Below are 12,964 nucleotides of genomic sequence, written 5' to 3' on the forward strand. Positions count from 1 at the left end.
CGGCCTCAGTCTCTGCCGTCTTTGCGCCGACTCCCCATTCAACGCTTTGCACGATAAAACATGAAACCCGCTATTTTCCGTGACGACATTGGCAACCGGCGCCGCCGCATCGCAATCGAACTGGCGGCGGGTGCCGCGCTCGCAGCCGCCGCAGGATTGGGCGGCATCGCGCCGGCTTCGGCGCAGGTGATGGTGCTGGCGCCGCCGGCGCCGGTCTATGAGGCTGCGCCGCCGCCGCGCGGAGGCTACATGTGGACGGGCGGCTACTGGGCCTGGCAGTACGGTCGCTACGTCTGGGTGCCGGGCCACTGGGTCGTCGTTGCCCGCGGCGTGGCCGCGCCGCCCCCGCCGCCCGCGCCCGTCGCGCAGGTGATGCGGTTGTCGGCCGATGCCTTGTTCGCGTTCGACCGGGGCAATCTTGCGGACATCCTGCCGGGTGGCCGTGCCGAAATCCGCGACGTCGCGGCGAAGCTTAGTGCAACGCGCTTCGGCCATATCGAAGTCCGCGGGTATACGGACCGTCTGGGTTCGCCGGCATATAACCTGGAACTGTCGCAACGTCGCGCGGATGCGGTGAAGGCGCTGCTCGTGCAGCAGGGCATCCCGGCCGGGCGTATCGATGCGCGCGGTCTGGGCGCGCAGGATCCGATCACGCACTGCTCCGACAATCAGGCGCGGGATAGCCTTATTTCGTGCCTGCAGCCCGACCGGCGTGTCGAGATCGTCACGTTCGCGCGGACCGGCGAGCGCTACGCGCCGTCGGGGCCGCCGCCCGGGCCGGGGATGGCTACGCAGTGATGCGCGCGCCGGCCCCCTCATCGAGCGAGCCGGCGCATTCGGGATGATCGATCAGCCCGCGAGATGCTTACGCTTGGCCAATTCCTGCGCCTTGGCGTAATCGGCCTGGATCATGGGCAATGCGGCGGTAGCCGCCTTCTTCAGGCCCGCGTCGCGGCCCGATGCGATCTCGGCCTGGAAGGCCGAAAGCGTCTTCTGCTGGCCGTCCAGCGCCACCTGCTCGATATATTTCTTGTCGAAATCGGCGCCGCGCAGATCCTGAATGCCGGCCAGCGTGGCCGTGTCGGGATCGTTGGCCGGCACATCGACGCCGCGCGGGCTCGCCGCGCGCAACGAATCGGAAAGCTTCGTATAGTCGGACACCAGCTTTTCGGCGAAGGCCTTCACGTCACGGTCGGTGGAACGCGAGTCCGCAATGCGCGCGGCATCGCGCTGGGTCGCAACGGTCTGGGTGCCATCGCTGATGAAGGTCTTGTCGGCGGCATGCAGTTCCCCGGCGTCGGATGTGGTGGGCGCCGCCGGGGTTTGAGCATGGGCGTTGAGCGCAACGGCGCAAAGGCCGAAGGCGGACGTGGCAAGGATCGAGGCCAGCGAGAGGCGAGTCATAGAAAGCTCCATTCTGCGTGGTTGGTATCGACTGCACCGGCGCGGCCGCAGCCAGGGCGGCCTTGCGCGGGACCGTCGGGCCGGATGGGGATGACCCGGAGTGGCTGCCCAACGGTCTGACGAATTCTAGAAACTCGCTCCGGCGGTAGGTGAAACGATGGCGTCGCTTCTGTAACGGTTGGTAACGATGCAGGCGGCATCGCGGGCACCTTGGGCGCTGCACAGGGTTGTCGCGTACCCGACAGATTTCGCGTGCCAATATGCCGATCATGAGGGCTCGCTTCGGTCCAGCGCCGCATCCTGGCAAGGACTCAAGCACGCAACGACGTCCCACACCACAACCCCTGATCCGGAGACAAACCGTGAGCGCATTGCAATCCGACGTGAAGCAGACCGTTTCCCCCGCCGAATGGACCGCGCGGGTCAACCTCGCCGCCGCCTACCGGCTCATCGCGTTGTTCGGCTGGGACGACCTGGTTTTCACGCATGTTTCGGCGCGCGTGCCGGGTCCCGAGCATCACTTCCTCATCAACCCGTATGGGCTGATGTTCGACGAGATCACGGCGTCCTCTCTCGTGAAGGTCGATCTGGAAGGGCGCAAGGTCATGGACTCGCCTTACGAGATCAATCCGGCCGGTTTCACGATCCATAGCGCCGTGCATGCCGCGCGCGAGGATGCGCTGTGCGTGATGCATACGCATTCGGTGAACGGCGTGGCGGTTTCGGCGCAGGAAGAGGGCCTTCTGCCGCTCTCGCAGCAGTCGCTGGGCGTGCTCGCGTCGCTGGGGTATCACGATTACGAGGGCATCGCGCTCAACGAAGAGGAGAAGCCGCGTCTCGTCTCCGATCTCGGCAGCAACACCTACCTGATGCTGCGCAATCACGGTCTGCTGACGGTGGGCAAATCGGCTGCCGACGCATTCGTCGCGATGTACTTCTTCGAAGCCTCCTGCATGATCCAGGTGCGTGCGCAGGCCGGCGGCGGCGCGCTGCGTTCGATCCCGCAGCCCATCCTCGCCGGCATCAAACGCCAGATCGTCGAGGTGACGCGCGGCATGAGCCCGGGCGCGCTCGTCTGGCCGGGGCTGCTGCGCCGTCTCGACCGCGCGAATCCCGGTTACGCGGAGTAAGGGTTGGGCCGCGCAGGCCGACCTGCGCATCGATCTGCCGGAATGCGGCCTGCATGCCCGGCGAATGTTCGGGGAGCGCTGGTGAGGCGCATGCCGCACGCATGGTGTACTGAGGCAGGGAAATGGCAAGGATCTGTATCTATGGCGCCGGCTCGATCGGCGTGTACCTCGGCGGCCGGCTGCTCGCGGCCGGGAGCGATGTCGTGTTCATCGGACGCGAGCGCATGGGCGGGCTGCTGCGCCAGCATGGCGTCGGTCTCACGCACTACAGCGGTCAGCGCTGGCTGGCGGCGCCTCATCAGGTCGACTATGCGACGGACGCCGCCGCGGCGGCATCGGCCGATCTCGTGCTCGTCACCGTGAAGTCGGCCGCCACCGCCGAAGCCGCTGCGGAACTCGCGGCGGTGCTGCGGCCCGGCGTGCCGGTCGCCAGCTTCCAGAATGGCGTGGGCAATGCCGACGTGTTGCGCGCCGCGTTGCCGAACCATCCTGTGCTGGCGGGCATGGTGCCGTTCAACGTGGTCGAGCGCGGCCCGGGCGCTTTTCATCAGGCCACGGCGGGCGCGCTCGAAGTGCAGCGAGCCCCGACGCTACAGCCGTTTCTTGCCGATTTCAGCCGGGCGGGCCTGCCGCTCGTGGAGCACGACGAGATGCTGCCGGTGCAGTGGTCCAAGCTTCTCCTGAACCTGAACAATGCGATCAACGCCCTGGCGAACCGGCCGCTGAAGGAGGAACTCGCGCAGCGCGCCTACAGGCAGTGCCTTGCCATGGCGCAGCGCGAGGCCCTCTCGCTCTTGAGCGCGGCAGGCATTCGTCCTGCGCGGCTCACGCCATTTCCGCCGCACTGGATTCCCCGGCTGCTCGCCCTGCCGGACGCCTGGTTCGAACGTCTTGGCCGCCGCATGCTGACGATCGACCCGCTCGCGCGCTCCTCGATGTCCGACGACCTCGCGGCGGGCCGCAAGACCGAGATCGACTGGATCAACGGCGAGGTGCCGCGCCTGGCCGACCGGTTGGGCCGCAAGGCGCCCGTCAACGCGCGCCTGTGCGAGCTGGTGCGCGAGGCCGAGCGGGCGTTGACCCGTCCATCGTGGTCCGGCGCCGATCTGCTGGCGCAGTTGCGTGCGGCTGCTGCGGGCGCACGTGCCGGGGAACTGGCGCGTGCCTGAAGCTTTTTAATTCGCATAACTGATGATTTTTCGGCGCAGAGCACTGCCATAGCGCCGCTGCGGGCTTTCGTGCGTTACCCCACACATGCCGTGCATGACCCCGTGCCAGAATCCGCAGACCAGGCTCGCGGCTGGGCGGGCAGGCCAGAAAATCATTCGCGTCGCAAACAGGTGGGCGCATCTGAGACGGCATACAGGGGGCACGAATGGAGGCGATCGGCTTCGGGCAGTGCGTGAAGGGCGCGTGGCGCGACGGCTGGCGCTATGTTCAGCATCGGCCCGGCCTCGTGACGTTGATGTTCGTGCTGGTATGGATGGCGTCCTTTGTCGAGGGCGTGCTGAAGCCTGATCGGCGCCCGCCGTTCCGGGTCATCACGTATGTTCCACTGGGTGCGTTCGAACTGGTCAAGATCGCGCTCCTTGCGACGCTGACGGTGCACGCGCTGCGCTTCGTGCTGCTGGGCGCACGCGAGGCGGACTCGGAGCCGCTCTTCGGTCGAAACTACTGGCGCTATCTCGGGCTGATCTATGTCTTGTGCCTCTTCGTGCTGGCCCTCGCGGCCATCGGCTTCGGTCTCGGGGCCGGTGTCGTGTGGCTGCTGGCGGCGAGGCACCACCTCGGATCGCCCATCCTCATTCCAGCCTTGATAGGGCTCGGCATGCTCGTCGCGATGTGCGTGGGCTTCTTCCTGCTGATGCGGCTCAGCCTGCTGTCCACGCATGTCGCTATCGGTGGAGGCATGCGGATTCGGGCGGCATGGGCCGACACGCGCGGACATTGCTGGAGCATCTGGCTGACACAGATGGCCGCCACGCTGCCGATGCTGGCGGTGTCCGGTGTGGCGATGCTCTGCGAGGTCGCGGCGCGGCGCCACGGCATTGGCGGCATCAATGCGATCAGCGGGGCGATCGTCGGCATCGCCTCGGTCTTCGTCAGCGCCGGATGTGGGGCCTGGCTGTACCTGCGTTACGCCGCTGCGCTTGCCGCGCAGCCGTGAGGCGCGGCGCTTCGCGCCTGCGCCGTCCTTCGATGGTGCGCCGCGCGCGCGCACTGCACCGATCCGGTGCGTCTGCCCGTGCCGGCTGCTCACACGTTTCTCTTCTTCGGCACTGAACACGAGCGTTCCCTCGTGAAGCAGGGGGTATGTCCCCTTGCGCGTGCGATGTTGCGCGCAACCCCAGGTTGGCATGGAAGCTGCGTACACCTGGGGCCTCGCGTCGATCGCGAACTGTCACATTCCGGTACCAACATTGCAGCGAGCTTGCCCGATTCCGGCCGGCCATGCCGCGACTCAAAGAAGCGACAGGCGCGAGGCAGGACGTCGGTTCACGATGATCTGATCAGGAGCCTGGTGTGTCTATTCGAGTCGCGCTGAATCATGTCACGCACTATCGCTACGACCGGCTGGTGCATCTCTCGCCGCAGATCGTCCGGCTGCGGCCCGCTCCGCATTGCCGCACGCCGATCCTGTCGTACTCGCTGCGTATCGAACCTGCCCAGCACTTCGTCAACTGGCAGCAGGATGCTTTCGCGAACTGGCAGGCGCGGCTCGTTTTCCCGGCGCCCACGCAGGATTTCAAGGTGACGGTCGACCTGGTCGCCGAAATGGCGGTCTACAACCCGTTCGATTTTTTCCTGGAACCGGAAGCGGAGCAGTTCCCCTTCGTCTATCCGGCCGGCCTGCAGCGCGAGCTCGCGCCCTACCTCGTCAGGCGCGAGCCCACGCCGCGCTTCGCGAGCTTTGTCGAGAGCATCGACCGCACGCCGCGCAAGACGATCGACTTTCTCGTGGAGCTGAACCAGCGGTTGCAGCAGGAGATCCGCTATCTGATCCGCATGGAGCCCGGTGTGCAGACGCCGGAGGAAACGCTCGCGCTCGGCTCGGGCTCGTGCCGCGACAGCGGCTGGCTGCTCGTGGAAACGCTGCGTCAGCTCGGGCTGGCCGCGCGCTTCGTTTCGGGCTACCTGCTGCAGCTTGCGCCGGATGTGAAGGCGCTGGACGGCCCCAGCGGCACCGAAGTCGATTTCACGGATCTCCATGCCTGGTGTGAAGTCTATCTGCCGGGCGCGGGGTGGATCGGCCTCGATCCCACCTCGGGGCTGCTGGCCGGCGAAGGCCATATTCCCGTGGCGTGCACGCCGGAGCCGGGTAGCGCCGCGCCGATCTCGGGCGCCGTGGACGAGTGCGAGGTGGAGTTCGACCATGGCATGTCGATCACGCGCGTACTGGAAACGCCGCGCGTGACGAAGCCGTACAGCGACGAACAATGGGCTGCCGTGCTGCACATGGGCGGCCATATCGACGCGCAGCTTGCGGAGATGGACGTGCGGCTCACGATGGGTGGCGAGCCGACCTTCGTTTCGGTGCGCGACCGCGACGCGGCCGAGTGGAACACGGACGCACTCGGTCCCACGAAGCGCGGCTATGCGACCGCGCTGATGAACAAGCTGCGCGCGCGCTATGGCGCGGCCGGCTTTCTCCACGTCGGGCAGGGCAAGTGGTATCCGGGCGAGCAGTTGCCGCGCTGGGCGATGTCGCTCTACTGGCGCGCGGACGGCGAGCCGTGCTGGCACGACCCCTCGCTGTTCGCCGACGAGCGCGAGCCCGAGCCGCGCACGGCGGACGACGCGAGCCGCTTCATCGGCCACCTCGCCAGCAAGCTCGGACTGGACGCGCAACATATCCAGCCGGCCTACGAAGACACCTGGTATTACCTGTGGCGCGAGCGCCGGTTGCCGGTGAACGTCGATCCGTTCGATTCGCGCCTCGACGACGAGCTCGAGCGCGTGCGTCTGCGTCGCGTGTTCGAAGCTGGACTTCCGGCCGTGACGGGCTACGTGCTGCCGCTCGCGCGCGAACAGGAAGGTTCGCTGGCGGGCCCGCGCTGGGTGACGGGGCCATGGTTCTTCCGCGACGAACGCCTGTACCTGATTCCGGGCGATTCGCCCATGGGCTACCGCCTGCCGCTCGAATCGCTGCCGTGGGTCTCGGCCACCGATTATCCGTGGCAGCACACGCACGATCCGTTCGCGCCGGCCGTGCCGCTGCGCCAGGCGGCCGAGCTGCGCGCGCAGTATCGCGAGGAAGGGCGGCCGGCCGCCGGCCCGACAAGCCACAGGAACGAGACGAGCGCCAGCGCGCAGGGCAACGGGGGCGTCCACGGCTTGGGGCCAGACGCGAACCGCATGCCTGCCCGCGGCGAATCGGCGTCCTGGATCACGCGTACGGCGCTGTGCGTCGAGGTACGCGATCCGGCTCGCGCGGCGGGACCGAAGGTCGAGAACGAATTGATCGGCAGTGCAAACCAGTTGCTCTATGTCTTCATGCCGCCACTGACCGCGCTGGACGATTACCTCGACCTGCTGGCCGCCGTCGAAGCGACCGCGTCGGACCTCGGCATGAAGATTGTGATCGAGGGCTACCCACCGCCGCGCGACCCGCGCCTGAAGCTGCTGCAGGTGACGCCCGACCCGGGCGTGATCGAGGTGAACATTCATCCGGCTTCGAACTGGGACGAACTGGTCGATCACACGGAATACCTCTACGAGGCCGCGCACGAGTCGTACCTGTGCACCGAGAAGTTCATGCTCGACGGGCGCCATACCGGCACGGGCGGCGGCAACCATCTGGTGCTCGGCGGCGCGACGCCGGAGAACAGCCCGTTCCTGCGCCGTCCCGACCTGCTCGCGAGCCTTATCGCGTACTGGCATAACCATCCCTCGCTGTCGTATCTGTTCTCGGGGCTCTTCATCGGCCCGACGAGCCAGGCGCCGCGCGTGGACGAGGCCCGCAACGATCAGCTCTACGAACTGGAGATCGCGTTCCGCGAGCTGCAACGCCAGCTCGATCTGCTCGCGGAAATGGGCGCGGGCAGCCGCGTGCCGCCCTGGCTCATCGACCGCACGCTGCGCAATATCCTGATCGACGTGACGGGCAACACGCACCGCGCCGAGTTCTGCATCGACAAGCTCTATTCGCCCGACGGCCCCACGGGCCGCCTCGGCCTGCTGGAGCTGCGCGGCTTCGAAATGCCGCCGCACGCGCGCATGAGCCTCGTGCAGCAACTGCTGCTGCGCGCGCTGGTGGCGCGCTTCTGGAGCACGCCTTACACGGCGCGCCTGACGCGCTGGGGCACCGAGCTGCACGACCGCTTCATGCTGAGCACGTTCGTACAGATGGATTTCGACGACGTGCTGGCCGACCTGCGCGCAACGGGCTATGCCTTCGAGCGCGAATGGTTCGCGCCGCATTTCGAGTTCCGCTTTCCGCTGGTAGGCGAATTGCACGCGAGCGGCCTCGCGCTCACCGTGCGCAATGCGCTGGAACCGTGGCACGTCATGGGCGAGGAGGGCTCGGCGGGCGGCACGGTGCGCTATGTCGACTCTTCGGTGGAGCGGCTGGAAATACGCGTGCTGGGACTGAACGACCATCGCCACGTGGTGACGGTCAATGGCGAGCCGCTGCCGTTGCAGCCCACCGGCCGCGCGGGCGAATACGTGGCGGGCGTGCGCTTTCGGGCGTGGGCCCAGGCATCCGCCTTGCATCCGGCCATCGGTGTGCATGCGCCGCTCACGATCGATGTTGTGGATACCTGGACGAGCCGCCCGGTCGGCGGATGCCAGTATCATGTGGCTCATCCGGGTGGGCGTAATTACCAGACGTTTCCCGTGAATGCCTACGAAGCTGAAAGCCGCCGCCGCGCGCGCTTCTTCACGATCGGTCATACGCCGGGACCGGTCGAGGTGAAGCCGCTCGAACGCAGCCTGGAGTTTCCGTTCACGCTGGATCTGCGCCGCTCCTGAATTCCGTGCCGCGACCCGGGGGCACGCCAGTTAGTCGAGCCGATACGAACTTGTCATTCCAGTCGATCCTGCCCTTCGACGCCACGGCGTCCCTCGCTCACGCGCCGTCGAGCCTGCGTCTGCTGCCGCCGCGCGCCGGGCATTGGGACGAACTGCGCGACGAGAGCGGCGCGCTGCGCGAGCCATGGCGTCAGTTTTTCGAGCTGCTGGGCGAGGAGGGCGCGGCGGGGCTGGACAAGGTGCGCGACTCGGTGGCGCGCCAGGTGCGCGACAACGACATCAGCTACAACGTTTATGCCGACAAGGGCGAGCCGCGTCCCTGGGCGCTGGACCTGCTGCCGTTCCTGATCGACGACGCCGAATGGGCGCACATCGAGCGCGGCGTGATCCAGCGCGCGCGGCTGCTCGACGCCATCGTCGCCGACACCTACGGCGCGCAGACGCTGCTGCAGCGCGGCCTGCTGCCGCCGGCCCTCGTGTTCGGGCATCCGGGCTATCTGCGCCCCGTGAAGGGCTACCGGCCGCCGGGCGGCGGCTACCTGCAGATCGTCGCCGTCGATCTCGCGCGCTCGCCCGAAGGCACGTGGACTGTCATGTCGCATCGCACGGAGGCGCCCTCGGGTCTCGGCTACGCGCTCGAAAACCGCCTGATCGTGTCGAGCCTCTTTACGGACGCGTTCCGCTCGATGCGCGTGCGCCGCCTCGCGCCGGCCTACTCGCAGTTGATCGGCACGCTGGCCGAGGCGGCGCGCACGACCCTGCGCGCGGACGATGCCGGCGCCGCACCGCATATCGCATTGCTCACGCCGGGTCCGTTCAGCGAGACCTGGTTCGAGCACGCATTTCTTGCGCGTTATCTGGGCGTGACGCTCGTGGAGGGCAAGGATCTCACGGTGCGCGACGACAAGCTGTACCTGAAGACCTTCAACGGCCTCGAACGCGTGCATGCCGTGCTGCGCCGCCTCGACGGCGTGTTCTGCGACCCCGTCGAGCTGCGTGCCGACTCGACCATCGGCGTGCCGGGCCTGCTCCAGGTGATGCGCGCGGGCAATGTGGTGGTGTCGAACGTGCCGGGCGCGGGCTTCGTCGAATCGCCCGCGCTGCACGGCTTCATGCCGGGTATCGCCGCCGCGCTGGGCGAGACGCTCGCGCTGCCGAGCGTGCCGACCTGGTGGTGCGGCGAAGCGGCGGCTCGCGAGGCGGCCTTCGCGCAGCTCGACGAAGCGTTCGTCGTGCCGACGTGGCCCGCTTCACAGTCAAATTCGCAGTCAAACTCGCAGTCCGGCCCGCCGCCCGGAAGCGCCCCGGGCATGGCCGCGGGACGCCAGCCGTTGGCGACATGGTGCGAACGTATCGACCGTGCCGCGGACGCCTTCACGATCCAGGCGCCGCTCGCTTACTCCTGCATGCCGCGTTACGAGGACGGCACGCTGGCGGGCCGCCCTTCGGTGCTGCGCGTCTACGCGATTGCCGATTTCGCCGGCAACTGGCGCGCGGTGCCGGGCGGCTTCACGCGTCTCGCGGCGGAACGCCAGGCCACGGAGTCGATGCAGCTTGGCGGCAGCAGCGTCGATACGTGGGTGCTTTCGAAGCAGCCCAGCCCGCCGTTTACGTTGCTGCCTTCGCCCATGAAGCCGGGCGACCTCGCCACGCGCCGGCATCGCACCGTATCGAGCCGCGCGGCGGAGAACCTGTTCTGGTCGGGCCGCTATGGCGAGCGCGCGGAGAACGGCGTGCGCCTGTGCCGGCTGATCCTGGGCTCGCTGGAAAGCAACGATGCCGACACGATGTTCGCGTCGTTTGTCGAGCTCGCCTCGCTGGGCTCCCTGATCCCCGCGGGAGAGACGGCGGTGCGCGGCTCGCCGCATGCGTTCGAACGCGCGCTCGTGGCGAGTCTTGGCGAATCTTCGAACGTGCCCGGCATCGGCTATTGCCTCGCGAGCCAGGCGCGCGCCTGCGGGGAAGTGCGCGGGCGCCTCGCGAACGACCACTGGCGCACGATACTCGCGGCGCGCAATGACTTTCGCGACGCCCTGGCCCGCTTTGCGCCCGCGAGCGCCGGCGAACGCTACGACCGCGTGGCGCTCATGGACGTGCTCGAACGTCTCGCGACGCAGCTTTCGGCGATCAGCGGCGCGCAGGGCGACCGCATGACGCGCGACGAGGCCTGGCGCCTGCTGTTCGCGGGCCGCCATATCGAACGCCTGTGGGCGATGAGCACGTTCCTGCGCACGGTGGCGGCGAACGGACTGCTCGCCCGCCCGGAGGGCTTCGACGTGCTGCTGCAACTGTTCGACTCGACGCTCACCTACCGCTCGATGTACCCCGGGCGGCTGGAGGTGCCGGCGCTGCTGGACCTGCTCGTCATCGACGAGACCAATCCGCGCGCCCTGTATGGCGTCTACGTGCGGCTGCGCCGCAAGCTCGCGCAGATCGAGGAGTCGGCGGGCGGCACGTCGCGGCGGCCGTTCCGCGAGTTGATGCCCGAAGCGGCGACGCTGCCCACGCTGGAGCCGCTATGCACGACCGATCCGGGCGGCGGCTATCCCGTGCTCGTCGAGGTGTGCGAGCGGCTGTGCGCGATCGCGATGGCGGCTTCCACCGAAATCAGCGCACGCTACTTCAGCCATGCGGCGAGCGCCGCGCAGCAGGGGGGCGCATGAGTGGCCCCGTGACGCTCAGCGTTTCCCACAGTACGACCTATCGTTATTCCACGACCGTGGCGACCGCGCAGCATCTTGCGACGATCCGCCCGCTTGCCTGCGCATGGCAGCAGATCGTCTCGCATACCGAAAGCATCGAACCTTATCCTGCTTATTTGTCGAATCGCATGGACGCATTCGGCAACGACGTGCTTTACTTCGCCCTCGATATTCCGCACGAAGCACTATGCATGACGAGTGAAACGGTCGTACAGCTATCACCCCGCCGGGCTGCGCTCGACGCCTCCACGACGCCCGCGTGGGAGCAGGTGGCCGAAGGTCTGCGCTATCGTGCGGGCACGCCTTTTTATCCGGAGTCCGAATTTTGCTTCGCATCGCCGAACGTCGTTCCGAGTCCCGAGCTGCGCGCCTATGCCTTGCCGAGTTTCCCGCAGGACATGCCGATCGCCCAGGGCGCCATCGACCTGATGCATCGCATTCATGCGGACTTCGCGTACGAGACCTCGGCCACGGCGTTCGACACGCCTGCCGTGCGTGCCTTCGCAATGCGGCGCGGGGTCTGCCAGGATTTCGCGCAGGTGATGATCGGCTGCCTGCGCTCGCTCGGCCTGCCGGCCCGCTACGTGAGCGGCTATCTGCGCAACGACCCGCCGCCGGGCCAGCCGCGCCTGATTGGCGCGGACGCCTCGCACGCGTGGCTCTCCGTCCACTGTCCGGCAAGCGGCTGGATCGACCTCGATCCCACCAATGACGTTCTTGCCGACCTCGATCACGTGACGCTCGCCATCGGCCGCGACTATAGCGACGTGTCGCTTCTGCGCGGCTCGCTGCTCGGCGGCGGCGAGCATCAGGTGGAGGTGGCAGTCAGCGTACTGCCGGTCTGAACGGCCGGTGCACCGCGCGCCGGGTCCCGGTTTTCGGCGTTTTTACCTACGGGTTAATGCCCATCGTGCGGCGCGCGCGCGGTCGTCAAACTGACTTCCATCCTCCCTGGCTTTTGTTGACTGGCTTATACCCCCCAAAAAATGAAAGGAGGATTTATGGCGAAGCGCATTGCTTACGTAACCGGCGGAATGGGCGGCATTGGCACCGCAATCTGCCAGCGGCTGTTCAAGGACGGCTACACCGTGGTCGCCGGCTGCGGGCCTAACTCGCAGCGTCGCGCGAAATGGATCGAAGATCAGAAGGCACAGGGCTACGACTTCGTGGCCTCGGAAGGTAACGTGGCCGACTGGGATTCGACGGCCGCCGCCTTCGCGAAGGTCAAGAAGGACGTTGGGGAGGTCGACGTGCTGGTCAACAATGCGGGCATCACGCGCGACGTCGTGTTCCGCAAGATGACGCACGAAGACTGGACCGCCGTCATCGACACCAACCTCACGAGCCTCTTCAACGTCACCAAACAGGTGATCGACGGCATGGTCGAGCGCGGCTGGGGCCGCATTGTCAATATCTCGTCGGTGAACGGCCAGAAAGGCCAGTTCGGGCAGACCAACTACTCGACGGCCAAGGCCGGCATTCACGGCTTTTCGATGGCGCTCGCGCAGGAAGTGGCCACCAAGGGCGTGACGGTCAACACCGTTTCGCCGGGCTATATCGGCACGGACATGGTGCGTGCGGTCAAGCCCGAGGTGCTGGAGAAGATCGTGGCCAGCATTCCGGTACGGCGGCTTGGGGCGCCGGAAGAAATCGCGTCGATCGTCGCGTGGCTCTCGTCGGACGACGCGGGCTTTTCGACGGGCGCCGACTTCTCGCTGAACGGCGGCCTGCACATGAGCTAAGCGGCAAGAGCGC

The 12,964-nt window shown here is 67.3% G+C and carries 9 protein-coding genes; 8 read left to right on the plus strand and 1 reads right to left on the minus strand.

What is annotated here, in order from left to right; genetic code table 11:
• The first annotated feature begins 60 nt into the window (after positions 1-60).
• On the plus strand, positions 61-798 hold the full coding sequence (locus WJ542_RS27610) for an OmpA family protein (RefSeq protein WP_411192747.1): 738 nt from the start codon (positions 61-63) through the stop codon (positions 796-798).
• 51 nt (positions 799-849) lie between these two features.
• On the opposite strand, the gene WJ542_RS27615 is transcribed toward WJ542_RS27610, so the two are convergent.
• The gene (locus WJ542_RS27615; RefSeq protein ID WP_411192748.1) at positions 850-1,404 is read right to left on the minus strand and encodes a DUF4142 domain-containing protein; all 555 of its coding nucleotides are present in this window, start codon (positions 1,402-1,404) and stop codon (positions 850-852) included.
• 362 nt (positions 1,405-1,766) lie between these two features.
• Between WJ542_RS27615 and WJ542_RS27620 the strand changes: the two genes are divergently transcribed.
• The 7 genes from WJ542_RS27620 to WJ542_RS27650 all read left to right on the plus strand — a co-directional run bounded on the left by WJ542_RS27620 (position 1,767) and on the right by WJ542_RS27650 (position 12,951).
• A complete protein-coding gene (locus WJ542_RS27620; protein ID WP_411192749.1) occupies positions 1,767-2,534 on the plus strand; it encodes a class II aldolase/adducin family protein in 768 nt (255 codons plus the stop codon).
• 122 nt (positions 2,535-2,656) lie between these two features.
• Positions 2,657-3,703, plus strand: coding sequence for a 2-dehydropantoate 2-reductase (locus WJ542_RS27625; RefSeq protein WP_411192750.1), 1,047 nt, complete (start codon positions 2,657-2,659; stop codon positions 3,701-3,703).
• A gap of 206 nt (positions 3,704-3,909) precedes the next feature.
• Complete coding sequence (locus WJ542_RS27630) at positions 3,910-4,701, plus strand: hypothetical protein (RefSeq protein ID WP_411192751.1); 792 nt, start codon at positions 3,910-3,912, stop codon at positions 4,699-4,701.
• 356 nt (positions 4,702-5,057) lie between these two features.
• Complete coding sequence (locus WJ542_RS27635; protein WP_411192752.1) at positions 5,058-8,507, plus strand: transglutaminase family protein; 3,450 nt, start codon at positions 5,058-5,060, stop codon at positions 8,505-8,507.
• Between the two features lie 50 nt (positions 8,508-8,557).
• On the plus strand, positions 8,558-11,170 hold the full coding sequence (locus tag WJ542_RS27640) for a circularly permuted type 2 ATP-grasp protein (RefSeq protein WP_411192753.1): 2,613 nt from the start codon (positions 8,558-8,560) through the stop codon (positions 11,168-11,170).
• Entirely contained in the window at positions 11,167-12,054 is an 888-nt protein-coding gene (locus WJ542_RS27645) for a transglutaminase family protein (RefSeq protein ID WP_411192754.1), read from the plus strand. Before WJ542_RS27640 ends, WJ542_RS27645 begins: the two co-directional genes overlap by 4 nt.
• Positions 12,055-12,210: 156 nt before the next feature.
• Positions 12,211-12,951, plus strand: coding sequence for a 3-ketoacyl-ACP reductase (locus tag WJ542_RS27650; RefSeq protein ID WP_411192755.1), 741 nt, complete (start codon positions 12,211-12,213; stop codon positions 12,949-12,951).
• The last annotated feature ends 13 nt before the right edge of the window (positions 12,952-12,964 follow it).

This window comes from Paraburkholderia yinzeri (assembly GCF_046581065.1).
Taxonomy (GTDB): domain Bacteria; phylum Pseudomonadota; class Gammaproteobacteria; order Burkholderiales; family Burkholderiaceae; genus Paraburkholderia.